Below are 24948 nucleotides of genomic sequence, written 5' to 3'. Positions count from 1 at the left end.
AGTCACCCGTCTTATTTAAAATGATTGTATCCTTTTTTCTCAAGGACGATTTGTCTCTGATCATTGGCTGTCATAAGAACACTTGCTTCCTTCCGTTCAGAAACTGCTCCAATCTTAGCAATCGGAATGCCTGATTGAGTGCAGTAATCAAGCAAAGAAGTCCACTCTTGCTGAGATACCGTTCCAACCAATTCAAAATCTTCACCGCCGAATAACACCCATTTCTCCCACTGAGGATCCGCCTCAGGTAAATCCGGATGCACGGGCAGAAGCTGTTCTTCAATTTCTATCGTAACTGAACTTGACTCAGCTATTTCATGCAGCTCACTGGCCAATCCGTCACTGATATCATTCAGAGCCGCTCGCTGAAGCTGGGAGCAAAAGCGGCCGACCTGGACCCTCGGAACGGGCCGTTTATGTTTTTTGATAAAATAATCACTCGTGTGAAAAGCAGAGGGAGGTGTTTCTCCCAATAAAAGAGACAGCCCAGCTGCGGACGAACCGATATCTCCCGTAACAAAAACAACATCCCCGGGCCTTGCCGAGCTTCGCAGACAAGCGCGATCCTTTTCGACTTCTCCGATGACAGTAACAGTAATAACGGCTTGACCGGAAGCGGAGACGGTATCTCCTCCGATCAAATCCATCCGGTATAGTTTCGCCAGTTCCGCCATCCCTTCATACATTGCCTGGACATCAGCTTTCTGCCAGCAAGAAGGAACCGCAAGAGATACCAGATAAAACTTCGGAATGCCTCCCATCGCCGCCACATCACTAATGTTAACAGCAAGCGCCTTATAACCGATATCTTGAGGAGAGGAATACTCTGATTTAAAATGGACATCCTCCACCATCGTATCAAGGCAGACAATTTGCTGCATATGAGATGATGCTGTATAAACTGCACCATCATCACCGATCCCTACATTGACGGAAGGATGATAATGCGTATGCGGCGTAATACTGTGAATCAAATCAAACTCGTCCATGTTTCTCCCGTCTCCCTTTCTGACGCTCTTGTGAACAGCTCTTTCTAGTGTATCGGATTATGTTTCAATATCCAAGACTTTAACGATATAAAAGAAAGCTTGGTTAGATACCAAGCTGCCAGCATTTAAAAGAAAACACAAAAAAAACGAAAACATGATCGTTTCGTTTACAATGAAAATGGCGGTCCGGACGGGACTCGAACCCGCGACCTCCTGCGTGACAGGCAGGCATTCTAACCAACTGAACTACCGGACCATTTTTATTTTTGGTTGCGGGGGCAGGATTTGAACCTGCGACCTTCGGGTTATGAGCCCGACGAGCTACCGAACTGCTCCACCCCGCGATGATAAAATTTTAGAAAAGCTTGGCGGCGTCCTACTCTCACAGGGGGAAACCCCCGACTACCATCGGCGCTGAAGAGCTTAACTTCCGTGTTCGGCATGGGAACGGGTGTGACCTCTTCGCTATCGCCACCAAACCATTGAGAGTGTTCTCTCAAAACTAGATAACAGTGAGTATACATTCAAAATTGGTTAAGTCCTCGATCGATTAGTATCTGTCAGCTCCATGTGTCGCCACACTTCCACCTCAGACCTATCAACCTGATCATCTTTCAGGGATCTTACTTCCTTGCGGAATGGGAAATCTCATCTTGAGGGGGGCTTCATGCTTAGATGCTTTCAGCACTTATCCCGTCCGCACATAGCTACCCAGCGATGCCCTTGGCAGAACAACTGGTACACCAGCGGTGCGTCCATCCCGGTCCTCTCGTACTAAGGACAGCTCCTCTCAAATTTCCTGCGCCCGCGACGGATAGGGACCGAACTGTCTCACGACGTTCTGAACCCAGCTCGCGTACCGCTTTAATGGGCGAACAGCCCAACCCTTGGGACCGACTACAGCCCCAGGATGCGATGAGCCGACATCGAGGTGCCAAACCTCCCCGTCGATGTGGACTCTTGGGGGAGATAAGCCTGTTATCCCCGGGGTAGCTTTTATCCGTTGAGCGATGGCCCTTCCATGCGGAACCACCGGATCACTAAGCCCGACTTTCGTCCCTGCTCGACTTGTAGGTCTCGCAGTCAAGCTCCCTTGTGCCTTTACACTCTGCGAATGATTTCCAACCATTCTGAGGGAACCTTTGGGCGCCTCCGTTACCTTTTAGGAGGCGACCGCCCCAGTCAAACTGCCCACCTGACACTGTCTCCCCGCCCGATAAGGGCGGCGGGTTAGAAGGTCAATACAGCCAGGGTAGTATCCCACCGATGCCTCCACCGAAGCTGGCGCTCCGGTTTCCAAGGCTCCTACCTATCCTGTACAAGCTGTACCAACATTCAATATCAGGCTGCAGTAAAGCTCCACGGGGTCTTTCCGTCCTGTCGCGGGTAACCTGCATCTTCACAGGTACTATAATTTCACCGAGTCTCTCGTTGAGACAGTGCCCAGATCGTTGCGCCTTTCGTGCGGGTCGGAACTTACCCGACAAGGAATTTCGCTACCTTAGGACCGTTATAGTTACGGCCGCCGTTTACTGGGGCTTCAATTCGCACCTTCGCTTACGCTAAGCGCTCCTCTTAACCTTCCAGCACCGGGCAGGCGTCAGCCCCTATACTTCGCCTTACGGCTTCGCAGAGACCTGTGTTTTTGCTAAACAGTCGCCTGGGCCTATTCACTGCGGCTCTCTCGGGCTTGCACCCTAACAGAGCACCCCTTCTCCCGAAGTTACGGGGTCATTTTGCCGAGTTCCTTAACGAGAGTTCTCTCGATCACCTTAGGATTCTCTCCTCGCCTACCTGTGTCGGTTTGCGGTACGGGCACCTCTCACCTCGCTAGAGGCTTTTCTTGGCAGTGTGGAATCAGGAACTTCGCTACTATAATTCGCTCGCCATCACAGCTCAGCCTTCACGGGAAACGGATTTGCCTATTTCCCAGCCTAACTGCTTGGACGCGGATATCCAATACCGCGCTTACCCTATCCTCCTGCGTCCCCCCATTGCTCAAATGGTGAGGAGGTGGTACAGGAATATCAACCTGTTATCCATCGCCTACGCCTTTCGGCCTCGGCTTAGGTCCCGACTAACCCTGAGCGGACGAGCCTTCCTCAGGAAACCTTAGGCATTCGGTGGAGGGGATTCTCACCCCTCTTTCGCTACTCATACCGGCATTCTCACTTCTAAGCGCTCCACAAGTCCTTCCGGTCTTGCTTCACAGCCCTTAGAACGCTCTCCTACCACTGTTCGAAGAACAGTCCGCAGCTTCGGTGATACGTTTAGCCCCGGTACATTTTCGGCGCAGAGTCACTCGACCAGTGAGCTATTACGCACTCTTTAAATGGTGGCTGCTTCTAAGCCAACATCCTGGTTGTCTAAGCAACTCCACATCCTTTTCCACTTAACGTATACTTTGGGACCTTAGCTGGCGGTCTGGGCTGTTTCCCTTTCGACTACGGATCTTATCACTCGCAGTCTGACTCCCAAGGATAAGTCATCGGCATTCGGAGTTTGACTGAATTCGGTAACCCGGTAGGGGCCCCTAGTCCAATCAGTGCTCTACCTCCGAGACTCTTACCTTGAGGCTAGCCCTAAAGCTATTTCGGAGAGAACCAGCTATCTCCAGGTTCGATTGGCATTTCACCCCTACCCACACCTCATCCCCGCACTTTTCAACGTGCGTGGGTTCGGGCCTCCATTCAGTGTTACCTGAACTTCACCCTGGACATGGGTAGATCACCTGGTTTCGGGTCTACGACCACGTACTTAATTCGCCCTGTTCAGACTCGCTTTCGCTGCGGCTCCGCATCTTCTGCTTAACCTTGCACGGGATCGTAACTCGCCGGTTCATTCTACAAAAGGCACGCCATCACCCGTTAACGGGCTCTGACTACTTGTAGGCACACGGTTTCAGGATCTCTTTCACTCCCCTTCCGGGGTGCTTTTCACCTTTCCCTCACGGTACTGGTTCACTATCGGTCACTAGGGAGTATTTAGCCTTGGGAGATGGTCCTCCCGGATTCCGACGGAATTTCACGTGTTCCGCCGTACTCAGGATCCACTCAGGAGAGAACGAAGTTTTGACTACAGGGCTGTTACCTCCTATGGCGGGCCTTTCCAGACCTCTTCATCTACCTCGTTCCTTTGTAACTCCGTACAGAGTGTCCTACAACCCCAAGAGGCAAGCCTCTTGGTTTGGGCTGGTCCCGTTTCGCTCGCCGCTACTCAGGGAATCGCATTTGCTTTCTCTTCCTCCGGGTACTTAGATGTTTCAGTTCCCCGGGTCTGCCTTCTCATATCCTATGTATTCAGATATGGATACCACTCCATTACGAGTGGTGGGTTTCCCCATTCGGAAATCTCCGGATCAAAGCTTGCTTACAGCTCCCCGAAGCATATCGGTGTTCGTCCCGTCCTTCATCGGCTCCTAGTGCCAAGGCATCCACCGTGCGCCCTTTCTAACTTAACCGTTAAAAAGAATCACTACGTGATATCTTGCATTACAATTGAATGTGAATTACTTCTGTTATCTAGTTTTCAAAGAACAACATCTCGAAGAATCGAATGATCCTTCAAAACTAAACAAGACAGGGAACGTTCTGTTTATAAGACCCAAGGTCTTATATTCCGTTAAAATCCTTAGAAAGGAGGTGATCCAGCCGCACCTTCCGATACGGCTACCTTGTTACGACTTCACCCCAATCATCTGTCCCACCTTCGGCGGCTGGCTCCAAAAAGGTTACCTCACCGACTTCGGGTGTTACAAACTCTCGTGGTGTGACGGGCGGTGTGTACAAGGCCCGGGAACGTATTCACCGCGGCATGCTGATCCGCGATTACTAGCGATTCCAGCTTCACGCAGTCGAGTTGCAGACTGCGATCCGAACTGAGAACAGATTTGTGGGATTGGCTTAACCTCGCGGTTTCGCTGCCCTTTGTTCTGCCCATTGTAGCACGTGTGTAGCCCAGGTCATAAGGGGCATGATGATTTGACGTCATCCCCACCTTCCTCCGGTTTGTCACCGGCAGTCACCTTAGAGTGCCCAACTGAATGCTGGCAACTAAGATCAAGGGTTGCGCTCGTTGCGGGACTTAACCCAACATCTCACGACACGAGCTGACGACAACCATGCACCACCTGTCACTCTGCCCCCGAAGGGGACGTCCTATCTCTAGGATTGTCAGAGGATGTCAAGACCTGGTAAGGTTCTTCGCGTTGCTTCGAATTAAACCACATGCTCCACCGCTTGTGCGGGCCCCCGTCAATTCCTTTGAGTTTCAGTCTTGCGACCGTACTCCCCAGGCGGAGTGCTTAATGCGTTAGCTGCAGCACTAAGGGGCGGAAACCCCCTAACACTTAGCACTCATCGTTTACGGCGTGGACTACCAGGGTATCTAATCCTGTTCGCTCCCCACGCTTTCGCTCCTCAGCGTCAGTTACAGACCAGAGAGTCGCCTTCGCCACTGGTGTTCCTCCACATCTCTACGCATTTCACCGCTACACGTGGAATTCCACTCTCCTCTTCTGCACTCAAGTTCCCCAGTTTCCAATGACCCTCCCCGGTTGAGCCGGGGGCTTTCACATCAGACTTAAGAAACCGCCTGCGAGCCCTTTACGCCCAATAATTCCGGACAACGCTTGCCACCTACGTATTACCGCGGCTGCTGGCACGTAGTTAGCCGTGGCTTTCTGGTTAGGTACCGTCAAGGTGCCGCCCTATTTGAACGGCACTTGTTCTTCCCTAACAACAGAGCTTTACGATCCGAAAACCTTCATCACTCACGCGGCGTTGCTCCGTCAGACTTTCGTCCATTGCGGAAGATTCCCTACTGCTGCCTCCCGTAGGAGTCTGGGCCGTGTCTCAGTCCCAGTGTGGCCGATCACCCTCTCAGGTCGGCTACGCATCGTCGCCTTGGTGAGCCGTTACCTCACCAACTAGCTAATGCGCCGCGGGTCCATCTGTAAGTGGTAGCCGAAGCCACCTTTTATGTCTGAACCATGCGGTTCAAACAAGCATCCGGTATTAGCCCCGGTTTCCCGGAGTTATCCCAGTCTTACAGGCAGGTTACCCACGTGTTACTCACCCGTCCGCCGCTAACATCAGGGAGCAAGCTCCCATCTGTCCGCTCGACTTGCATGTATTAGGCACGCCGCCAGCGTTCGTCCTGAGCCAGGATCAAACTCTCCGATAATGGATCACAGACTAAGTTCACTGCATCCTGCAGTAACGTCTGTGTGATCTGCGTCGTGCAGACCTTAGTTTGACTGACTACGCACATCGCTGTGCGATTTATTTAAAACTTTGAATTAACAGGTACGTTTTGTCTTGTTTAGTTTTCAAAGATCATTATAATGGAGCGGGTGATGAGAATCGAACTCACGACATCAGCTTGGAAGGCTGAGGTTTTACCACTAAACTACACCCGCATTTAAATTGGCGCGCCCGAGAGGAGTCGAACCCCTAACCTTTTGATCCGTAGTCAAACGCTCTATCCAATTGAGCTACGGGCGCTTATCAGGCGACTTAACTATCATACCACTAATCAGTTATGATGTCAAGCGTTTTTTCATTTTGTTTCGAAGTCTTTTTCTCGACCTCATTTATTATACACACTTATGAGAATTTGTAAAGTCTTTTTTCAAAAAAACATTTTCTCATTTGGCGTTACCGCTTTGTTCATCAGCGACGTTTAATAATATACCACGCCCCTTAAAACACGTCAACACTTTTACACAACTTTTTTCTCGCTTATTATTTCCTTCTATATAATAAAAGAATGAAAAAGCAGGATCCCTAAAAACCCTGCTTCTCTCCTGATTACCCGCTCACCTCGGCTTCAACGGTTTTTCGATCTGTTTTTTCATAGGCGCGGAAATTTTGTTCAAGCTGTTCGAGCGAAAGACCTTTTGTTTCCGGCAGGAACCTTTTTACGAATATGACGGACGCTATCCCTAACAGGACAAAGATGAAGAAGGTTGCAGACAACCCGATGTTTGCGAGCAGAACCGGGAAAGTCAAACCGACAAGGAAGTTCACGATCCAGAGGCAGAAGACAGTGACTCCCATACCGAGCCCCCGCAATCGAAGCGGGAATATCTCCGACAGCATCAGCCAGGTCACCGGAGAGACAGCTCCCTGCTGAAACGCAAGGAAAGTGACGGTTAATGAAAGAATCACATAAGGAAGTGCAGGCGATCCTTTCAGCATGACAGACAGAATCCCGATCAGCAGCAGGACGACAGTCGTTCCGATCAGCCCCGTCATCAGCATCGGGCGGCGGCCGACTTTGCCGAGAAGCCATATGCCCACAAAAGTCGCGAGCACAGAAATCACACCGTTAGCGATATTGCCGATCAATGCAGCCTTTGTTTCGAAGCCGGCATCTTTTAAAATTTGAGTTCCATAGTACATAATTGAATTTACGCCGGTGAGCTGCTGCACTACCGCAATTCCGATTCCGATAAACACAATGCGGCGCACCCACGGGACGGCAAGGTCCTTAAATGTCGCCTGCTCCATCTCCGCTTCCTTATGAAAAGCAGATTCAATCTCAGCAAGCTCAGACTTTGCTTTTTCTTCATTGCGTATTCTCCGGAGTACGCGCAGAGCATCTTCTTTTCTTCCTTTAGAAACCAGCCAGCGCGGACTCTCAGGAACTTTAAGCATACCGAAAAACAAGAATACCGCCGGAAGCGCCGCGATAACAAGCATGTAACGCCAGGCATGAGAGGTATCACCGAGCACATTGCCGATAATAGCATTACACGTAAAGGCAAGCAGCTGGCCCGTTACAATCATCAGTTCATTTTGGGTAACCATTCTCCCGCGACTTTCCGCCGGAGACATTTCAGCCAAGTATGCCGGAACTGTTACGGACGCTCCCCCGACAGCAAGCCCCAGCAGAAAACGAGAGATAATCATAACCGATACATTAGGCGCCAGCGTACATCCAAGCGTCGCCACAAAGAACAGAACGGCAAGGATAAGGATATTTTTACGTCTGCCATTATAATCCGACAGCCGCCCGCCAAAAACCGCGCCGATCGCAGCGCCCAAGAGCAGGGAGCTTGCCACCATGCCCTCAGTCAGAGCCGTAAGATTAAGCTGATCAGGTTCCGCCATAAACGGCAGCGCTCCATTAATTACACCTGTATCGTAGCCGAAAAGAAGTCCTCCGAACGTCGATACTAAAATGATGGTCCTCAAAAATGAATACTGGCTGCTATTTTTATTCATCTTCAAATCCTCCTAGCTTTTATGCTGAGATAATACCTGAATATTCAGTTATCGATATTTACACCTATACCGTCTGCACACATGCTCCGACCGCCCAAAACAGTCCTATAATGAAGAAATCAATATGAAAGCGTTATCATTTATAATTAATATTCACTTCCCTTCCGACAAATTGTTATTTTATAGTTACTTTGTAGTGAAGTTATAATGATATTATTGGCACTTATGTTATTATCATAATTTTAAAAGCGCTTTCAGTCAATAAATATTTCAGAAAATTTTATAATTTATCTATATGTGACCTATATATAATCATTTCATATTTATAATCAGCTTACTTTTATAACTTACTCAATATTTAACCTTACTTTTAACCAATAATTGATTATATATTGAAAAAACCCCCAACTAATGTTGAGGGTTTTCGCTTTATTCTTCATTCAATTTAACGATCGTTCTTCCTCTCGCTTCTCCTTTTAAGAGAGCAGGAAGCGTGTCCGGCAGCTCCTCAAGTGTAATTTCCTTTTGAATAAAGGCCTCCAGATCTGCAGGCTTGAAATCATCAGCTAAACGCTGCCATGTTTTCTTTCTTATTTCCATTGGACAGAATACGGAATCGATTCCCAAGAGACTGACGCCGCGCAATATAAACGGGAATACAGTAGCCGGGAGTTTCGTTCCGGCTGTCAGTCCGCTCACTGCCACTGCCCCGCCGTACTGAATCTGACTGAGAACTGACGCAAGCGGCTCACCTCCGACCGGATCGACGGCCGCTGCCCATTTTTGTTTTTGCATCGGTTTTAACGTGCCGTTATAAACTTCGTCACGGTAAATAACCGTCTTCGCTCCGAGACTTTTCAAATAGGCGCTTTCTTCTTCTTTTCCCGTACTGGCCTCAACGTCAAAACCTAAGGAAGAAAGAATGGAAACCGCAAAGCTTCCGACACCGCCTGTTGCTCCCGTCACCAGGACCTTCCCTTTTTCAGGGGCGGCATGGTTTTCTTCAAGCCGCTGAACGGACAACGCAGCCGTGAAACCGGCGGTTCCGATCGTCATGGCTTCTTTAAGTGTCAAACCATCAGGCAGAGGCACAACCCAATCTGCCGGAATGCGGGCCATCCCGCTATAGCCGCCGAAGTGGGAAACACCTATGCCGTAGCTTGTCGCAATAACTTTGTCCCCTTCTTTGAATCGGTCGTCATCTGAGGAAACAACGATTCCCGCTAAATCAATTCCCGGTACGAAAGGATACGAGGTTACGATCTTGCCGTCCGGAATGGCGGCCAAGCTGTCTTTATAATTCACGCCTGAATAGCAAACCTTAATCAGCACTTCGCCCTCGGGAAGGTCCTGAACAGCCAGCTGCCGTACGCTTACTGAAAACCGGTCTTCACGTTGATCGACTACTAACGCTTTAAATTGATCTGTCATCACTACGTCTCCCTTAAAATGAATTGAATTGCTTTGGAAAAGCATAAAATAAGTTTGATTTGTTTTCAAATGTCCTGCCCTGTGTAGTATGATCAAAAGAAAAAACAGCGAAAGAGTGGTTACACAGCATGTCTGATAAACAAAACAATGATAACAAAAACAGCAACAGCGGTAATCAAACATTACCGGACATTATTCATACCGCCGTTTTCAAGGCGCCGATACAAGTTGTCTGGGATACGGTCTCCACTGCAGACGGACTGTCCCTCTGGTTTATGCCGAATGATTTCACGCCTCAGGAAGACAGTGAGTTTCAGCTGGAATCCCCATTCGGTCCATCTCCGTGCAAGCTGTTGGATATCGAGGCGCCATACCGTCTTTCTTTTTCGTGGGATACGGAGGGCTGGATCGTTTCTTTTGTCTTAAAAGAAACGGAAAGCGGAGATACGGAATTCACTCTCATTCACGGCGGATGGAAAGAACCGGATGCCGTCATCAATAAAGTCAATCGGAAAAGCTCTGAGATTCACAGTACAATGGATCAAGGATGGAACGGACTTGTGAACACAAAACTCCGCGGGGCGGTCGAAGCTTAAAACAAAGGGACGGGATACGCTTTCCGTCCCTTTGTTTGCTGCCGATACATAAAAATCGACTTTGCAAAGACACTAACAGAAGAACCGAAAACTTATTTCAGGGGGCGCTGTTTGTGTATTATTACAAAGAAGAGCTGATCAATATCATTAAACCGGACAAGCCGGACCCGGCCGCAGCCAAGGTGCTTCAGGAAATTTTAGGCGGGCATTACGGGGAAATGCGGACGATGATGCAATACTTTTTCCAAAGCTCTAATTTCAGAGGAAAAGAAAAGCAGTTCCGCGACCTGCTTCGCGGTGTATTTTTAGAAGAAATTGCACACGTTGAGCTCGTCCAGAATACGATTAATGCGCTGCTCGACGAAAGCGGCGCTGAGGGTGCCGGAAATCAGGCAGCAGATCAGGCGCCGATTGATGAAGCGGTGAAGCATGCCAATCCGCACCATTATATTATCGGGGCGCAAAGTTCCCTGCCTGCAGATGCCAGCGGCAACCCATGGAATGGCTCTTGGGTCTACAATCACGGTAATCTGATTGCCGACTTATTGGACAATGTTGTGCTGGAATCAACCGGCGTTCTGCAAAAAACGCGCATTTATGAAATGAGTTCAAATCAGACGTTCAGAGAAACACTCGGTTTCCTGATTGTCCGTGACAACGCCCATCAAAATGCTTTTACAAAAGCGCTGGAAACTCTGGGTGTTGAATGGGGGAAATTATTCCCCGTGCCGAATTATGATATTGAAAAATATCCGGAATGCCGGAAATTCGTTGAGATGGGTTATCATAATACCCAATTTAATTTCAGGCTGGACCCGACACGGATCGGAGAAATTCTGCAGGGAACGACGCCGAGCCGAAACGGCGGCGAATTAAGTGTGTCCGAACCGCCTAAAGGTTTTCCTGTGCCTGAGCTTCCGGAGCTTCCGAATGAGCACAGCCCAGGACTGAAAGATATGAACTTGTAATAAAAAACGCCTGCTTCGTTCGGGCGTTTTTTTAATTTTTATGGGAATGAGGTTTGAACGCGGTCAAAACAGGGAATATATGCGGGGAGATCTTGAGATACGGCCGTTTTTCAAGTCACTCCATTATAATTTGAGCACATTGCTGTACATACCATCAACTCGAAAGTTGTCCTAATTTTCCAGCCGGCCGGCTGGGTATGTTCGAATGATAATGGGAATTATGTAAATAGAACAATGTCTTTTTAAGGAGGCAGCGAATGTCTAAGCAAGGAAACTTCCAGAAATCCATATCACTATTTGATCTTATTTTAATCGGCATGGGAGCCATATTCGGTTCGGCATGGCTGTTTGCCGTCAGTAACGTCGCCTCTAAAGCGGGTCCATCAGGGGCTTTTTCCTGGCTGATCGGCGGGGGGATTATCTTATTGATCGGCTTGGTTTACGCGGAACTGGGCGCCGCTCTGCCGCGGACCGGAGGAATTATCCGGTATCCCGTTTATTCACATGGACATCTCGTCGGATATTTAATTTCCTTTGTCACCATTGTGGCATACACGAGCCTTATTTCTATAGAAGTCACGGCAGTCCGCCAATACGTGGCGTATTGGTTTCCCGGTTTGACCGTAAAAGGCTCCGATTCGCCGACAATTGCCGGGTGGATATTGCAATTTGCGCTGCTCTGCCTGTTCTTCCTCCTCAATTACTGGAGTGTCAAAACCTTTGCGAAAGCAAACTTCATTATTTCGATTTTTAAATACGTCGTTCCGATTACGGTTATTGTGGTACTGATTTTTCATTTTCACCCGGGCAATATGACCGTTCACGGATTTGCGCCTTTTGGTTTCACCGGTATTCAGGCGGCGATTTCCACAGGCGGTGTCATGTTTGCCTACCTCGGGCTGCACCCTATTGTAGCTGTCGCCAGTGAAGTGCAGAATCCGAAGCGCAACATTCCGATCGCATTAATTGTCTGTATTATTGTTTCTACCATAATTTACACCGTGCTGCAGATCACTTTTATCGGGGCGATTCCGGGAGACACACTGAAGCACGGATGGCCGGCTATCGGGCAGGAATTCTCCCTTCCGTTCAAAGATATCGCCGTTTTACTCGGTTTAGGGTGGCTGGCGACATTGGTTATTTTAGATGCGATTTTATCACCGGGCGGCAACGGAAATATCTTTATGAATACGACTTCACGTCTCGTCTATGCCTGGGCCAGAAACGGAACATTATTCAGCATCTTTTCTAAAGTCAATAAAGAAACCGGAACACCGCGTGCCTCTCTTTGGCTCTCGTTCGGTCTGGCTGTTTTTTGGACGCTGCCGTTCCCTTCCTGGAACGCTCTCTTCAACGTATGCTCCGTCGCATTGATTCTGTCTTATGCGATTGCGCCGATTTCTTCAGCAGCGTTGAGGGTAAACGCGAAGAATATTAACAGACCGTTTTATTTAAAGGGTATGAGCATTATCGGACCGCTGTCATTTATTTTTACTTCTTATATTGTATATTGGTCCGGCTGGCGCACTGTTTCCTGGCTTCTCGGTTCTCAAATTGTCATGTTTCTCGTCTACCTCTGTTTCAGTAAATATGCCCCTAAAGATGATGTCAGCATACGGCAGCAGCTGAAATCAGCCTGGTGGATCGTCGGTTTTTATGTCATGATGCTGATTTTCTCCTATATCGGCTCGTTCGGCCATGGATTGGGCATTATCAGCAATCCGCTTGACCTGATTCTGATCGCCATCGGTTCGCTCGGCATTTATTACTGGGCAAAATATACAGGGCTGCCGAAGGCTATAATCGACAGTGATAAATGACGAATGCCGGAAAGAAGCACGATCTCTGTTAAGGATGACAAAAAAACAATCATATGATAAAATGAATGACAGTCATTCACAAAGGAGGAATCCCTCTATTGGCAAAACAAAGCTCGGGAAAATATGAAAAGATCCTGCAAGCCGCGATTGAAGTCATTTCTGAAAAAGGGTTAGACAAAGCATCCATTTCAGAAATCGTCAAAAAAGCCGGAACGGCCCAAGGTACGTTTTACTTATATTTTTCTTCCAAAAACGCACTGATATCAGCGATTGCAGAAAACCTGCTCGACCTTACGCTGGACAGAATTAAAGGGAAAACCGACGGCACGGAAGATTTTTGGACGGTGCTGGACATTTTGGTTGATGAGACATTTCACATCACCCAGCTTCATAAAGATATTATCGTCCTCTGTTATTCCGGTCTTGCCATCGATCACTCAATGGAAAAATGGGAGGCCATTTATCAGCCTTATTATTCCTGGCTGGAAGACGTGATCAATACCGCCATTGAGCAGAATGTGGTTATCAGCGGCATTCATGTCAGATGGACGGCCAGAACGATTATCAACGTTGTCGAGAACGCGGCTGAACGATTTTATATCGGCTGTGAACAGGATGTCGATCTCGAAGTGTATAAAAAAGAAATATTCAGCTTTCTTAAAAGAAGCTTGCAGAAATGATTGGCAGAGACCGATCATTTTTGACCGCCATAAAAATGACTGACATTCATTCATAATTGAGGTGACTGTAAATGTATTGGCTGCTTGTACTGATAGCCGGACTGTTAGAAGTGATTTGGGCGTCTGCCCTGAAGCATGCGGATTCGCTCATTGATTGGATTGGTATTTTCCTTCTGATTGCCGTCAGCTTTCTGATGTTGATCCGCTCTTACAAAAAAATCCCCATGGCTGCCGCGTATACCGTTTTTGTCGGAATAGGCACGGTCGGCACATATGTAACGGGGGTTATTTTAGGAGAACCTTTTTCAATCGGGCAGATATTCTTTTTGGCTTTGCTGCTGTCCGGCATTTTAGGAATGAAGGTATTTACGAAAGAAAGTAAAACAAGGGGTGAACATTAATGGCTTGGCTGCTGTTATTTATTGCCGGAGCGGAAGAAGTTGTAGCGGCCGTTGCCATGAAACATATTGACGGCTTTAAGAAAAAGTGGCCGCTGATTATCATGACAACAGGCTTTATGCTTTCATTCTTTTGTCTTTCTGAAGCGATGCAGGTCCTTCCCACAGGTGTTGCGTATGCGGCTTGGACCGGCATGGGAAGCATCGGCGTTTCGGCCGTGGGCATACTCTGGTTTAAAGAAAAATTCAATCTGTCACAATTGGTGTCTCTGGGGCTTATCCTCATCGGTGTCATCGGTTTAAAACTGACGACATGATGGTCGGAGACTGCTTTTCAGATAAAAAACAAAGGACCCGTCTCGGGTCCTTTGTTTTTTTATGCTGTTTTGATCTGTTCTGCTTTTCCCGCTCCGACTCCGAAAATAAAGATCAGAACGGAGACTGCGATCAGCATGAATAACGGAACCGTCCAGCCGTGCGTGATGTCATGCAGCAGGCCGAATACAAGCGGCCCGAAGGCGGCAAGCAGGTATCCGAATGACTGGGCCATGCCGGAAAGCGCCGCGGCTTCATGAATATGCCGGGTCCGCAGGCTGAAAAACATCATCGCCAGACTGAACGCACAGCCTCCCGCAATTCCGATCAAAATGACCCATAGCGGAGTAAGAGACGGGCTCCCGCAAAGAACACCGGCAATGCCGATGAGGAAAAATAAGGCCGTCAGTCCGGCGAGAGCGCGCTGATTTTTCATTTTAGCGGCAGCGATCGGCACGATAAAGGTAATCGGCAGGAGTGAGAACTGCATTAACGAAAGCATCCATCCCGCCCTGCTTGAGCTGAGTCCATTCTGCTGAAGAATTTCCGGCAGCCAAGCGATGACTGTGTAAAAAATAAGGGATTGCAGGCCCATAAACATCGTCACCTTCCAAGCCAGCGGGGACCGCAGCAGACTGCTTTTCTTCCCTCCGTCTGCCCCCGGCGTGCGGACGGGCAGTTCGCGTCCCCTCATTTGCGGAATCCACATGACGAACGCTATTAAAGAAAGAATGCCCCAGCAGCCGAGCGCGCCTTTCCAGCCCAATCCAGCTGAGTAGGCGATCGGTACGCTGATGCCGGATGCAATCGCGCCGCATAGATTCATAGAAACCGAGTAGACGCCGGTCATGACGCCTAAATTTCCCGGAAACTTATGTTTAATGAGGCTCGGCAGCAGTACGTTGCATACAGCAATCGACAATCCCAACAGGATCGTCCCGAAAAAGAGAGTGCCGATCCCGGCGATTGAGCGCAGCAGGATACCGGCTGTCAGAATAATTAATGATGACAGTAAGACAAGTTCAGTTCCGAAGCGCCGGGACAATAAAGTAACAAACGGCGACAGACATGCAAAGGCCAAGAGCGGCACTGTGGTAATGGTGCCGGCAGCCGCATTGGTCATTCCGAGGCTGTCCCGAATTGAGGAAACCAGCGGTCCGACCGATGTCAGAGGCGCTCTGAGATTGGCCCCTATCAATATGACTCCGATGATCAGCAAGATCAGTTTCTTACGCTGACTTGCTTGTAACATTTGATGTTCGTCTTCAATTTTCATGTTTATCCTCCATGTGTATTGTATCTTTAAATCCTGTGATGTATTGATTGACAGCCTCCATGGCCTGATCCGGTTTCTGTCCGGCAATCGCATCGGCAAGCTGGCTGTGGACCCTGATATCAGGGGTGATTTCCAAAAGGTTATGGACTGACGCACAAAGCGCCTCCGTCATATGTTCGTATAGATCAGAAAGCATATTGTTATGGGCCGCCTGTACAATTGTTTTGTGCAGCTTAATGTCGGCTTCGGCATACCGTTTTCGATCTTCGTTTTGCAAGGCCGCTTCACATTCATCCAGACATGCCTTCAGTGCCTCCAAGTCTTCATCAGTACGCCTTTGGGCCGCCAATCGTGCGGCTTCTCTTTCAAGTGCGTATCTGACTTCCAATGTTTCAAGCAAATTTGATTTTTTTATGTGACGGTAAAATGCCGCGCCGAGGACACTGGATGAGCTGACATACGTACCGCTTCCCTGCCTTGTCTGAAGCAGGCCGGCATGTACGAGCGCCCGGATGGCCTCACGCAGCGTGTTTCGGCTCACATCAAATTGCTTCATTAAATCCAGCTCAGGGGGAATGCGCGTCCCGACCGGCCATTTATCCGATTGAATTAACGATTCAATTTGCGCCACCACTTGTTCTACGAGCGACAGTCTGCTTGTTTTGGATATATCCATCAAAACACCTCATGTAATTTGTAGGATGATTCTATCATTGGATAATATAACATAAAATCAGCGAAGGTGTAAATCAGGCGCAACGAAAAAAAGAGTGAGTTTTTTCTCTCACTCTTCGGCGCTTTTACGAACGTTTTATATTAACTGAGGTCACGACAAACTTGTCATGGCGGTGACGGGAAAATGAATATTCAAAGGGGGTGCCGTTATCCAAAAAGCCTACATGCTCGACTTCCAGTATCGGGTCATCCGACCGGCAGCCGAGATATTGCTGATCCATATCATCCGACTTGCACGCTCTGATTTTTCTGTGTGTGCCTGCGATTTTGAGCTGCAGCTCTTGCGTAATATGATCGTAGATGGAATGGTTGAGCACCTCGTCGTTAATGCCGGGTATAAGGCTCGCCGGCATGTACGTTTTTTCAAGAACGTACGGTTCGCCTTCGACGATTCTCAGCCTCACTACATAATAGACGGGAGTCTTTTCGTCGATGGCCAAATGCGCGGCGACATCTTGAGACGGGAACTGCACTTCAAACCGGATGACCTTGCTTTTGACGTCTTTGCCTTTTAACAAATTGCTCAAGCCGAGAATTTCGTTGCTGACTACGTGAACGTGCTCGTCCTGCATGGCTGATTGAATAATAAACGTGCCGTGCCCTCTTTTTCTGAAAAGCATCCCTTCAGCCGCAAGTGTGTCGAGCGCCCGCTTCATCGTCATCCGGCTGCACCCGAACTCCAGTGCGAGCGTTTTTTCATCCGGGATCGGCTGATCTATGTCATAAACACTGCTTTTAATCCTCGTTCTCATTTCGTTGGCGATTTTTTCGTACTTATTCATCGGTTTCCTCCGGCTGTGTAATGTTTGATCTGTATAGACTCCTTACGGTTATCATAAATTTTTTTCCCTGCTTCATCAATGACGTTACAGCCGCCGTTATTAAATTTGAAAGGATTTCCTCGAATTTTCTATGGAATCTCTCTCACTATTATGGTAGAATTTTTTGCAGAAACGGACACAAACGAATATTGCATACATTGTATAACCTCAATGATATGGTTTGAGGGTGTCTACCAGGAACCGTAAAATCCTGATTACAAAAAACTGTCCCGCACACTTTTTGTAATCAGGATTTTTTATTTTCTAAAAAATAAAAAAAGGAGTATCTGTACATGAATTTCAAAGTATTTCTGCTTGCAGCATCTACTATTGCAGTCGGATTGGTTGAATTAATTGTGGGCGGTATTCTTCCGCAAATCGCTTCCGACTTAGACATATCCATCGTCAGCGCCGGGCAGCTGATCAGCGTGTTCGCGCTCGGTTACGCGGTATCAGGCCCTCTGCTTTTGGCAGTGACGGCAAAAGCTGAACGAAAGCGGCTTTATTTAATCGCACTCTTTGTTTTCTTCCTGAGTAATCTGGTCGCTTATTTCAGTCCCAATTTCGCCGTACTTATGGTGTCACGGGTGCTCGCTTCCATGAGTACAGGACTGATTGTCGTCCTTTCTTTAACGATTGCTCCTAAAATCGTGGCGCCGGAATACAGAGCGCGGGCAATCGGCATCATTTTCATGGGCTTCAGCTCCGCAATCGCTTTAGGCGTGCCTGTCGGCATTATCATCAGTAATGCCTTCGGATGGCGCGTGCTGTTTTTGGGAATCGGCGTATTATCTCTGGTTTCCATGCTGATTATCAGCGTCTTTTTCGAAAAAATACCTGCTGAAAAAATGATTCCGTTTCGTGAGCAGATTAAAACGATCGGGAACGCCAAGATTGCCAGCGCGCATCTTGTCACCTTATTTACATTGGCGGGGCATTATACACTCTATGCCTACTTTGCGCCTTTTTTGGAAACAACGCTTCATTTGAGTTCTGTTTGGGTCAGTGTATGCTACTTTTTGTTCGGCCTGTCAGCGGTATGCGGCGGCCCGTTCGGAGGCTGGCTGTATGACCGTTTAGGATCATTTAAGAGCATCATGCTTGTGACCGTTTCTTTCGCTTTGATCCTGTTTATCCTTCCGCTGTCAACGGTTTCTTTAATCGTTTTCCTGCCTGCGATGGTCATTTGGGGATTGCTCAGCTGGAGCCTTGCGCCGGCCCAGCAAAGCTATTTGATCAAAATCGCGCCTGAGTCTTCCGATATTCAGCAAAGCTTCAATACGTCCGCTTTGCAAATCGGCATTGCGCTCGGGTCAGCCATCGGCGGCGGCGTGATCGGACAAACGGGTTCTGTCACAGCAACCGCCTGGTGCGGCGGTTTGATTGTCATTATCGCAGTCGGCTTAGCCGTATTCTCTTTAACGAGACCCGCTTTGAAAAGAAAATCCGCATAAGTGTGAGACCGCAAAAAAGCCAAAGGAGTTCCTTCGGCTTTTGCGGTCTTTTTTATTTGGCGGCGGTAAGCTCATCTTCTGTCACCCATTTATGGTTGGTTACTTTTTTGCCCCCATCAGTTGGTGTATAGTCGACCATGTAAACGGTTGTCTTTTTGGCTGAATCAATGACGGCTTCAGCACCCTTCATGCCTTTCATATGGACTGCCTCGATGACTGCCTTGTCACCCGGCTTTAACGTTTTATCACCGGCGCCCTTCAATTCTTCCTGAATGACCCATTTATGATCTTCAACGCGCTTTCCTCCCGTTTCCGGAGTGTAAGATACACTGTAAACCGTTGTATCATAAGCACCTTTTACGGTTCCTTGCGCATTTTTCATGCCTTTCATATGAGAAGCTAAAATCATGACGTCACTGCCAACTTTATAAGTCGGATTTTCAGCCTTCTTTAAACCCTTCGGCACCTCGGATGAACCTGAGTGATTCATGTCTTCGTGGGAGTGCGTTTCTTTGTCTTTCGCTTTTTCGCTTCCTCCTGAAGATTGGCTGTTGCATCCGGCAAGCGCCAGAACGGGAATCAGGAGAAACATGCTGAATAAAAATAGTCGCGCTTTCATTTCAATTAACTCCTTTGCTTTTTTGATATTTTTGCGTTTCCCTTTCGGTTCCTCAGTAAAACAAAAGATGAATTGCGGCCTGTCATTTCTCCTAATTCTTCAAATCTCTCTTTATCGCCTTTCGTCAGGTGAAATTGTTCACAAAATGTACACATTAATAGAAATGCAGTATAATTCAATTATCAGATAATAGGGGGTACTCATCATGAAAACGAAGGTTTTTGCGGTGGTATTGGGCGCTGTTTTAATGATTGCGGGTTTGCTTTTGGCAGAGGTTTCACTTTATATGGAATACATCACAATGCTTGGAGCTATGATTTTTTCTTCTATATTTATGTCAGAGCCGAAAAGAAAATTTCGCATAATCAAAGGGGTTTGACTTTTCTGTTACCGCCGTCTTCTCAGGACGGCGGTTTTTCTGTATGTCACTCAGTCTATTCGCAGAGCTGTTTCTTCTGTGGCGTCCTGATATAAAACGAAATGTGAGGCTGTTTGTGCTTTATCACCTGCAAATTCAATTTCAATCGGCAGCGCCCTGACAAAATAACGGGTTTCTGTCATTGGGAATAATTCGAATGGTGTTTGTCCGTCTATTGTAATATACAATCGGTTTTCTCTTACCGTCACCGCTGCATAGGTACCATCCTGAAATGAATAATTACCGATAAATCTGCTGTAAACGGCGGGGTCGATGTCTGCTTTTTTCTGATCCGCCGGACGTTTCGGAATCACATATGGCTGATCAAATAAGATGTTTACCGCCGCTTCGATCACAACTTGTTCAAATTGATCCGATTGTTCCATGTTGCTGAGATAAATCAGAGTTTTATTCTGATCAATATATCGAAGCATCAGACTGGAATATCCCGGCCAGCCTCCGTCGTGGCTGATCATCTTCCCTTTTTCGCTGCTGTTTCGGATCATCCAGCCAAAACCATATCCGAATTGCTCTTCTTCATTCCAATAGCCGGGTGTAAACGCTTGATCTTTAGATTCCTTGCTGATAATTTCTTCCGTATAAAGAGCCTGATCAAACAGATATAAATCCTTTATGGCAGAGTTAACGGTTCCGTCGCCTTGAATCCCGTCAAGAAAGACGACATAATCGGTTTCCTCAAGTTCATCCGGCAGCACATACTCTCCGGAATGAACATCATAGACATAGCCATATGCATAGTTCGGAATGGTTTCTTTGCTCAATCTTCTGTTATAAATCCGCGTATCGTGCATACGAAGGGGATGAAATACGGCTTGTTTCATAAATTCAGCAAAACTCATGCCTGATACAATTTCAATAATAACCGCTAACACAACATACCCCGTATTACTGTAAAGCCAGCCTTTATTCGGCGGGAAATAAACATCCGGCTTATGCCGTTTGAGCATATTCATAACATCTTGATTAACGGCAATTTTGTTCCGATCCCAATGTTTTAAGAACAACTCTATATAGTCCGGCAACCCTGACGTATGATGAAGTAAATGCCGAATGGTAATGCCCGGGTAAGGAAAATCAGGAAGCCACCGCTCTATCATATCGTCATAGCGCAACTTCCCTTCTTGCTCTAAAATGATGACACCCAGAGCTGTAAACGGCTTCGATACTGAAGCCAATTCAAAGACCGATTGGTCATTCAGCATCCTGTTTGTTTCCAGTTCTGCAGTTCCGAATGAACCCTGATATAAAATGCGGCCGTTTTCTGCTGCTAATACAGCTCCGTTTATTTCATGTCTTCCGTCTAATGTGCTGAAAAGCTGTTCAAAAGCTTGTTTTTTCTTATCGTTCATTCGCGTCCTCCCTTCTAAAAACTGATTCTCTCTTTTATACGGATACCTGCTTTATAGGTTTCAATATTTTTCCTTTTTAATGTGATTCTTTTATTCACACCATACAGTGCAGGCTTCGAATTCAACATGCTTCTCGTCTTTCTTTGCCCCGGCAATTTCCATGGTTGAAAACATCGCACAGACGACAGCTTTGTATTCGTTCATGACGGTTTGTGTTTCAATCAGGAACCGTTCGGATGAAGCCGCATATTCCATTACGTACTCTTTCATTTTCCCGATAATATCATCTGCCTGACGGCTGAACCCGGCCGCCTCCAAGTCACTCTCAAACTGGTTTTTGTTGATCATATGAATATGCATTTTTAAAAGCCCCTTTCAGCAGCGTATTTGTGATTATATTCACTGTAAAGGACAGGCTTGGATAAACTTTTAATAAAATATGAACAAAATATGAATTGGCTCATCCGCCAAACCGGCGGTGAAACTTGCAAATGAAGAGCATCATATCATCTGAAAGCCATTATAAAAAGCCTGTTTCCCCTTTGGAGGCGGAAACAGGCTTTTTTTCATTTTAATGAGCATTTTTCGTTTCAATAAACCGGTCGATCCGTGCCAGAACATCCTTCATGTCCATGCATTCTTTAAAGCTTTCATTGATGGCTTGAATGCCTTGTTTGTATTTCCCGTTGTGAAGGACTTCTTCTGCGGCAAGCTTTAACTTTTCAGCGCTTACTTCATCTTTTTGCACTGTAAAGCCCGCATTCAATTCAGTCAGCCGGCCCGCAACCATCGGCTGATCTTTATCGTGCGGGATGACGACCAGCGGCACTTGATAATGAATGCCTTCATTTACACTGTTCATTCCGCCATGTGTAACAAACACGTCTGCCTGCTCCAGCACTTCAAGCTGCGGCACGTATGGAGCGATGATAAAGTTTTCGGGCGCCTGTTTGATTTTCGACAGATCGGCTTTTTCCCCGGCGGCAATGACAACCTTGCCTTCAAAATCTGAGAACGCGTCTATGCACAGATTAAAAAACGCTTCCGTGTTCCCGAGCACCGTTCCCATTGAGATATAAATGACTTTTTCATTCTTTAAAGAGTCAATCGGGAAGGCGGTGTCCCCTTTTCTCTTCGGAAAACTCGGACCGATAAATAAATACTCATCTCCGAATGTCTCGCTTTCGGGCTGAAAATATCTGCTTGTATAGACGACGTTCAGTTCACCCGTGTTGTTCATAAACTGAACCAGGCTGTCAGGAGCAACGCCGTATTTGTCTTTCATCTCGGCCAACAGCTCTTCACATTCCCTGTCCGGCTTAAACGGCACGCCTGATTCCGGATGGAGCGGCAGTATTTTCAGACGGTCTTCATTGAACAGGAAGGATGCTGAAGAAGAGATGCCGGGGATGTTGAGATAATCTCACACCAGCTCTCCCGCACCGAATTTATCATAATAGACGGCGTCGAATTGAATGTCCTCAGCCAGACGCTGCACAATCTGTAAAATCTCCAGTGACGTTTTGATATGAACCTTTAAAAATGCAAGTATACCGGCCGGGGTGCCGGGATCAATGGGTGTCATTCTGAGCAGATCGCGGTGAAGATGGACCTCCGCCCCTACTCCTTCCAGCCTGCTTTTGTATTTTTCCGTTGAGATATAATGAACGTGATCGCCCCGTTCACTGAAGGCCTTTGTCACACCCAGAGTCGGATTTACGTGTCCTTCTGCGGGAAAATTGATCATTAGAATATGTTTAGCCATTTTTTCAAACTCCTTTGCCTTTTCGCCCTTTTTCCATATCCATCATAAATGATGCGAAAAAAATCATGCAAGGAACATCCGTCGGGTCTTTATGGCGATTTAATGACACCAACAAAAAAAGACAAGGCTTTTCACCTTGTCAATCGTGACGATTCGTCTGTTTCTTCCGCTTTCAGCACGCCTTTCAGATGTTCTACATCATGCTGGAGATGCTCGGTCATATATTGCACGGCTTTTGCTTTGTCGCCTTTTTTTATTTCTTCAAAGACTTTCCGGTGCTCATGCAGGATAACCTCCGCACGGTCATCTCCTTTAAAATTAAGAACTCTGCAAAAATGAATCAGCACATTGACATGCTCAAGCAGCTTGGCCAGCTGGCTGTTGCGGCTGAAATCCACAAGGAGCTGATGAAACGTTTCGTTCAAGGAAATAATCTCAGTCTCTTTGGCGCCTTTATGAATGGCTTCTTCCGTCTCCCGTAGCTGCTGTTCAATACGTTCAATTTCGCTCTCAGCCGCTTCATCAATGACGAGTTCGACCGCCAGTGATTCAAGCGATATTCTGATTTTGTAAATCTCTTCGACATCCTTAATGGACAGCGAATAGATGACAAAGCCGTTTCGATCGTCTGCCGTCAGCAGCCCGTCCTTTTCAAGGAGCCGCATGGCTTCTCTGATCGGTGATCGGCTGACTCCAAAATCCTTGGCCAGCTGTGTTTCATTCAGCCGTTCTCCCGGTTTAAACACCCCGTCGAATATCATTTTTTTCAATTGAGAATAAAATTGCAGATAATACGGGGTTGGCTTATCTAATTTAAAATTATCCATCTTTCCTACCTCTTCATACAATTTAGGCCTTATGTTACCAAGATCATATAACAGTTTATCTATGGAAGCAACATTCCCAAGCTTGTCAGCCCAGCAAAAGTGGCGTAATATGGAATTATTACAAACGACGGTCGACGGTCTTCCGTAAACCGAAACAATTCATTCAGAGGTGATGGAAACATGAAAACATACAAGATTGCCAGCATACCGGGAGACGGCGTGGGAAAAGAAGTAGTCCTGCAAGCGGAGCGGGTATTGAATGCGATCGCCGAATTACATGGGGGCATTGCATTTGATTTTACTTCTTTTCCGTGGAGCTGCGAGTATTATCTGGAGCACGGAACCATGATGCCGGATGATGGATTAGAAACGTTACAACACTTTGATGCTTTGTTTTTGGGAGCGGTGGGAAATCAAAAACTCGTCCCCGACCATGTTTCGCTGTGGGGGCTGCTCATCAAGATACGCCGGGAATTTGAACAGGTGATTAATGTACGGCCGGCCAAGCTGCTGCCGGGAATCACCTCCCCTCTCGTGAACCCGAAGGATTTTGATCTGTTAGTCGTCCGCGAAAACAGTGAGGGCGAATACAGCTCTGTCGGCGGCAGAATCTATCAGGATGAAGACGAAATCGCCATTCAAAACGCGGTCTTTTCCCGCAGAGGAACGGAAAGAGTGATGCGGTATGCCTTTGAACTGGCGGCAAATCGGCGGAAACACGTCACAAGCGCGACGAAATCTAACGGTATTGTACACTCTATGCCGTTCTGGGACGACATCTTTAAAGAGGTCAGCCGGGATTACGCCGGGATTAAGACAGATTCGCAGCACATCGATGCACTGGCGGCCTTTTTTGTCACTCATCCGGAACGCTTTGATGTCATTGTCGCTTCAAATCTGTTCGGAGATGTGCTGACAGATATCGGCGCGGCGATTATGGGAAGCGTCGGAATCGCTCCTGCGGCCAATATCAATGTAAACGGAAAATATCCTTCTATGTTTGAGCCTGTTCACGGCTCCGCTCCGGATATTGTCGGGAAAGGAATTGCCAATCCTATAGGGCAAATATGGACGGCAAAATTAATGCTCGATTCATTCGGAGAAGAGGAACTGGGCAATCTCCTCTTACAATCAATTGAAACCGTCACAAACAGCGGCGTCCTGACCCCTGATGTCGGCGGAAAGCATTCAACGGAAGACGTCACCTCCGCTATTATTTCTCAAATAAAAAAATAAA

Annotated in this window: 19 protein-coding genes, 4 tRNA genes, 3 rRNA genes, 1 pseudogene and 1 riboswitch; of the genes and pseudogenes, 9 read left to right on the top strand and 18 right to left on the bottom strand. The window is 47.4% G+C overall.

Annotation, left to right across the window (positions count from 1 at the left end; genetic code table 11):
- Positions 1-11: 11 nt before the first annotated feature.
- The 10 genes from thiL to ACW5MY_RS02900 form a co-directional block, all read right to left on the bottom strand.
- The gene (gene thiL, locus ACW5MY_RS02945) at positions 12-989 is read right to left on the bottom strand and encodes a thiamine-phosphate kinase (protein ID WP_014469832.1); all 978 of its coding nucleotides are present in this window, start codon (positions 987-989) and stop codon (positions 12-14) included.
- A 179-nt stretch (positions 990-1168) separates the two neighbouring features.
- A tRNA-Asp gene (locus ACW5MY_RS02940) sits at positions 1169-1245 on the bottom strand.
- An 11-nt stretch (positions 1246-1256) separates the two neighbouring features.
- Positions 1257-1333, bottom strand: a tRNA-Met gene (locus ACW5MY_RS02935).
- Positions 1334-1352: 19 nt separating this feature from the next.
- Positions 1353-1468, bottom strand: a 5S ribosomal RNA gene (gene rrf / locus ACW5MY_RS02930).
- A 51-nt stretch (positions 1469-1519) separates the two neighbouring features.
- Positions 1520-4449: ribosomal RNA gene (locus tag ACW5MY_RS02925) — 23S ribosomal RNA — on the bottom strand.
- A 174-nt stretch (positions 4450-4623) separates the two neighbouring features.
- Positions 4624-6173, bottom strand: a 16S ribosomal RNA gene (locus tag ACW5MY_RS02920).
- The 16S, 23S and 5S rRNA genes sit together here with 4 tRNA genes alongside, the layout of an rRNA operon.
- A gap of 161 nt (positions 6174-6334) precedes the next feature.
- Positions 6335-6408, bottom strand: a tRNA-Gly gene (locus ACW5MY_RS02915).
- A gap of 8 nt (positions 6409-6416) precedes the next feature.
- Positions 6417-6493, bottom strand: a tRNA-Arg gene (locus ACW5MY_RS02910).
- A 306-nt stretch (positions 6494-6799) separates the two neighbouring features.
- Entirely contained in the window at positions 6800-8218 is a 1419-nt protein-coding gene (locus tag ACW5MY_RS02905; RefSeq protein WP_013351175.1) for a sugar porter family MFS transporter, read from the bottom strand.
- A 429-nt stretch (positions 8219-8647) separates the two neighbouring features.
- Positions 8648-9649: an NADPH:quinone oxidoreductase family protein gene (locus ACW5MY_RS02900; RefSeq protein ID WP_013351174.1), complete on the bottom strand. Its 1002-nt coding sequence runs from the start codon at positions 9647-9649 to the stop codon at positions 8648-8650.
- Positions 9650-9777: 128 nt separating this feature from the next.
- Between ACW5MY_RS02900 and ACW5MY_RS02895 the strand changes: the two genes are divergently transcribed.
- The 6 genes from ACW5MY_RS02895 (at position 9778) to ACW5MY_RS02870 (ending at position 14428) form a co-directional block, all read left to right on the top strand.
- A complete protein-coding gene (locus ACW5MY_RS02895; protein WP_013351173.1) occupies positions 9778-10245 on the top strand; it encodes an SRPBCC family protein in 468 nt (155 codons plus the stop codon).
- A gap of 113 nt (positions 10246-10358) precedes the next feature.
- On the top strand, positions 10359-11213 hold the full coding sequence (locus ACW5MY_RS02890; protein WP_013351172.1) for a manganese catalase family protein: 855 nt from the start codon (positions 10359-10361) through the stop codon (positions 11211-11213).
- 257 nt (positions 11214-11470) lie between these two features.
- Positions 11471-13033, top strand: a complete 1563-nt coding sequence (locus ACW5MY_RS02885; RefSeq protein WP_289394177.1) for an APC family permease — start codon at positions 11471-11473, stop codon at positions 13031-13033.
- A 98-nt stretch (positions 13034-13131) separates the two neighbouring features.
- Complete coding sequence (locus ACW5MY_RS02880; RefSeq protein ID WP_289394176.1) at positions 13132-13713, top strand: TetR family transcriptional regulator; 582 nt, start codon at positions 13132-13134, stop codon at positions 13711-13713.
- A 71-nt stretch (positions 13714-13784) separates the two neighbouring features.
- Complete coding sequence (locus ACW5MY_RS02875; protein WP_065521825.1) at positions 13785-14114, top strand: DMT family transporter; 330 nt, start codon at positions 13785-13787, stop codon at positions 14112-14114.
- Entirely contained in the window at positions 14114-14428 is a 315-nt protein-coding gene (locus ACW5MY_RS02870) for a DMT family transporter (protein WP_065521824.1), read from the top strand. Before ACW5MY_RS02875 ends, ACW5MY_RS02870 begins: the two co-directional genes overlap by 1 nt.
- A gap of 59 nt (positions 14429-14487) precedes the next feature.
- Here the strand turns inward: ACW5MY_RS02870 and ACW5MY_RS02865 are convergent, their stop codons facing one another.
- The 3 genes from ACW5MY_RS02865 to ACW5MY_RS02855 all read right to left on the bottom strand — a co-directional run bounded on the left by ACW5MY_RS02865 (position 14488) and on the right by ACW5MY_RS02855 (position 17219).
- Positions 14488-15702 carry a CynX/NimT family MFS transporter gene (locus ACW5MY_RS02865; protein ID WP_289394175.1) on the bottom strand — a complete coding sequence of 405 codons (1215 nt, stop codon included), beginning with the start codon at positions 15700-15702 and terminating at the stop codon, positions 14488-14490.
- Positions 15692-16378 carry a FadR/GntR family transcriptional regulator gene (locus ACW5MY_RS02860; protein ID WP_088612242.1) on the bottom strand — a complete coding sequence of 229 codons (687 nt, stop codon included), beginning with the start codon at positions 16376-16378 and terminating at the stop codon, positions 15692-15694. Before ACW5MY_RS02860 ends, ACW5MY_RS02865 begins: the two co-directional genes overlap by 11 nt.
- A gap of 124 nt (positions 16379-16502) precedes the next feature.
- On the bottom strand, positions 16503-17219 hold the full coding sequence (locus ACW5MY_RS02855) for a GntR family transcriptional regulator (RefSeq protein ID WP_065521821.1): 717 nt from the start codon (positions 17217-17219) through the stop codon (positions 16503-16505).
- A 177-nt stretch (positions 17220-17396) separates the two neighbouring features.
- Positions 17397-17496: riboswitch (purine riboswitch) on the top strand.
- 55 nt (positions 17497-17551) lie between these two features.
- Here ACW5MY_RS02855 and ACW5MY_RS02850 point away from each other — a divergent pair.
- Entirely contained in the window at positions 17552-18712 is a 1161-nt protein-coding gene (locus tag ACW5MY_RS02850) for an MFS transporter (protein ID WP_088612240.1), read from the top strand.
- Positions 18713-18764: 52 nt separating this feature from the next.
- Here the strand turns inward: ACW5MY_RS02850 and ACW5MY_RS02845 are convergent, their stop codons facing one another.
- Positions 18765-19331: a YdhK family protein gene (locus tag ACW5MY_RS02845; RefSeq protein WP_289394174.1), complete on the bottom strand. Its 567-nt coding sequence runs from the start codon at positions 19329-19331 to the stop codon at positions 18765-18767.
- A 205-nt stretch (positions 19332-19536) separates the two neighbouring features.
- On the opposite strand from ACW5MY_RS02845, the gene ACW5MY_RS02840 reads away from it, so the two are divergent.
- Complete coding sequence (locus ACW5MY_RS02840; RefSeq protein ID WP_171866173.1) at positions 19537-19710, top strand: hypothetical protein; 174 nt, start codon at positions 19537-19539, stop codon at positions 19708-19710.
- Between the two features lie 50 nt (positions 19711-19760).
- Here ACW5MY_RS02840 and ACW5MY_RS02835 read toward each other — a convergent pair whose 3' ends face one another.
- The 4 genes and pseudogenes from ACW5MY_RS02835 to ACW5MY_RS02820 form a co-directional block, all read right to left on the bottom strand.
- Positions 19761-21119 carry a serine hydrolase gene (locus ACW5MY_RS02835; protein WP_013351162.1) on the bottom strand — a complete coding sequence of 453 codons (1359 nt, stop codon included), beginning with the start codon at positions 21117-21119 and terminating at the stop codon, positions 19761-19763.
- A gap of 90 nt (positions 21120-21209) precedes the next feature.
- Complete coding sequence (locus ACW5MY_RS02830) at positions 21210-21479, bottom strand: hypothetical protein (RefSeq protein ID WP_013351161.1); 270 nt, start codon at positions 21477-21479, stop codon at positions 21210-21212.
- 211 nt (positions 21480-21690) lie between these two features.
- Positions 21691-22884: pseudogene (locus ACW5MY_RS02825) on the bottom strand (macrolide family glycosyltransferase).
- Between the two features lie 131 nt (positions 22885-23015).
- Positions 23016-23711, bottom strand: a complete 696-nt coding sequence (locus ACW5MY_RS02820; RefSeq protein WP_013351158.1) for a GntR family transcriptional regulator — start codon at positions 23709-23711, stop codon at positions 23016-23018.
- 180 nt (positions 23712-23891) lie between these two features.
- Between ACW5MY_RS02820 and ACW5MY_RS02815 the strand changes: the two genes are divergently transcribed.
- Complete coding sequence (locus ACW5MY_RS02815) at positions 23892-24947, top strand: tartrate dehydrogenase (RefSeq protein WP_013351157.1); 1056 nt, start codon at positions 23892-23894, stop codon at positions 24945-24947.
- Position 24948: the final 1 nt, after the last annotated feature.

Source organism: Bacillus sp. Bwzl_19, assembly GCF_054900515.1.
Note: the sequence above shows the minus strand (reverse complement) of the source record. Positions and strands in the feature narration are given on the sequence as shown.

What these genes read in the sequence shown, in the direction of transcription:
- ACW5MY_RS02855 (WP_065521821.1), bottom strand. Translation starts at nt 17,219, where the DNA reads ATGAATAAGTACGAAAAAATCGCCAACGAAATGAGAACGAGGATTAAA.
- ACW5MY_RS02850 (WP_088612240.1), top strand. Translation starts at nt 17,552, where the DNA reads ATGAATTTCAAAGTATTTCTGCTTGCAGCATCTACTATTGCAGTCGGA.
- ACW5MY_RS02895 (WP_013351173.1), top strand. Translation starts at nt 9,778, where the DNA reads ATGTCTGATAAACAAAACAATGATAACAAAAACAGCAACAGCGGTAAT.
- ACW5MY_RS02865 (WP_289394175.1), bottom strand. Translation starts at nt 15,702, where the DNA reads ATGAAAATTGAAGACGAACATCAAATGTTACAAGCAAGTCAGCGTAAG.
- ACW5MY_RS02830 (WP_013351161.1), bottom strand. Translation starts at nt 21,479, where the DNA reads ATGCATATTCATATGATCAACAAAAACCAGTTTGAGAGTGACTTGGAG.
- ACW5MY_RS02840 (WP_171866173.1), top strand. Translation starts at nt 19,537, where the DNA reads ATGAAAACGAAGGTTTTTGCGGTGGTATTGGGCGCTGTTTTAATGATT.
- ACW5MY_RS02815 (WP_013351157.1), top strand. Translation starts at nt 23,892, where the DNA reads ATGAAAACATACAAGATTGCCAGCATACCGGGAGACGGCGTGGGAAAA.
- ACW5MY_RS02860 (WP_088612242.1), bottom strand. Translation starts at nt 16,378, where the DNA reads ATGGATATATCCAAAACAAGCAGACTGTCGCTCGTAGAACAAGTGGTG.
- ACW5MY_RS02870 (WP_065521824.1), top strand. Translation starts at nt 14,114, where the DNA reads ATGGCTTGGCTGCTGTTATTTATTGCCGGAGCGGAAGAAGTTGTAGCG.
- ACW5MY_RS02900 (WP_013351174.1), bottom strand. Translation starts at nt 9,649, where the DNA reads ATGACAGATCAATTTAAAGCGTTAGTAGTCGATCAACGTGAAGACCGG.
- ACW5MY_RS02905 (WP_013351175.1), bottom strand. Translation starts at nt 8,218, where the DNA reads ATGAATAAAAATAGCAGCCAGTATTCATTTTTGAGGACCATCATTTTA.
- ACW5MY_RS02875 (WP_065521825.1), top strand. Translation starts at nt 13,785, where the DNA reads ATGTATTGGCTGCTTGTACTGATAGCCGGACTGTTAGAAGTGATTTGG.
- ACW5MY_RS02820 (WP_013351158.1), bottom strand. Translation starts at nt 23,711, where the DNA reads ATGGATAATTTTAAATTAGATAAGCCAACCCCGTATTATCTGCAATTT.
- ACW5MY_RS02885 (WP_289394177.1), top strand. Translation starts at nt 11,471, where the DNA reads ATGTCTAAGCAAGGAAACTTCCAGAAATCCATATCACTATTTGATCTT.
- ACW5MY_RS02835 (WP_013351162.1), bottom strand. Translation starts at nt 21,119, where the DNA reads ATGAACGATAAGAAAAAACAAGCTTTTGAACAGCTTTTCAGCACATTA.
- ACW5MY_RS02845 (WP_289394174.1), bottom strand. Translation starts at nt 19,331, where the DNA reads ATGAAAGCGCGACTATTTTTATTCAGCATGTTTCTCCTGATTCCCGTT.
- thiL (WP_014469832.1), bottom strand. Translation starts at nt 989, where the DNA reads ATGGACGAGTTTGATTTGATTCACAGTATTACGCCGCATACGCATTAT.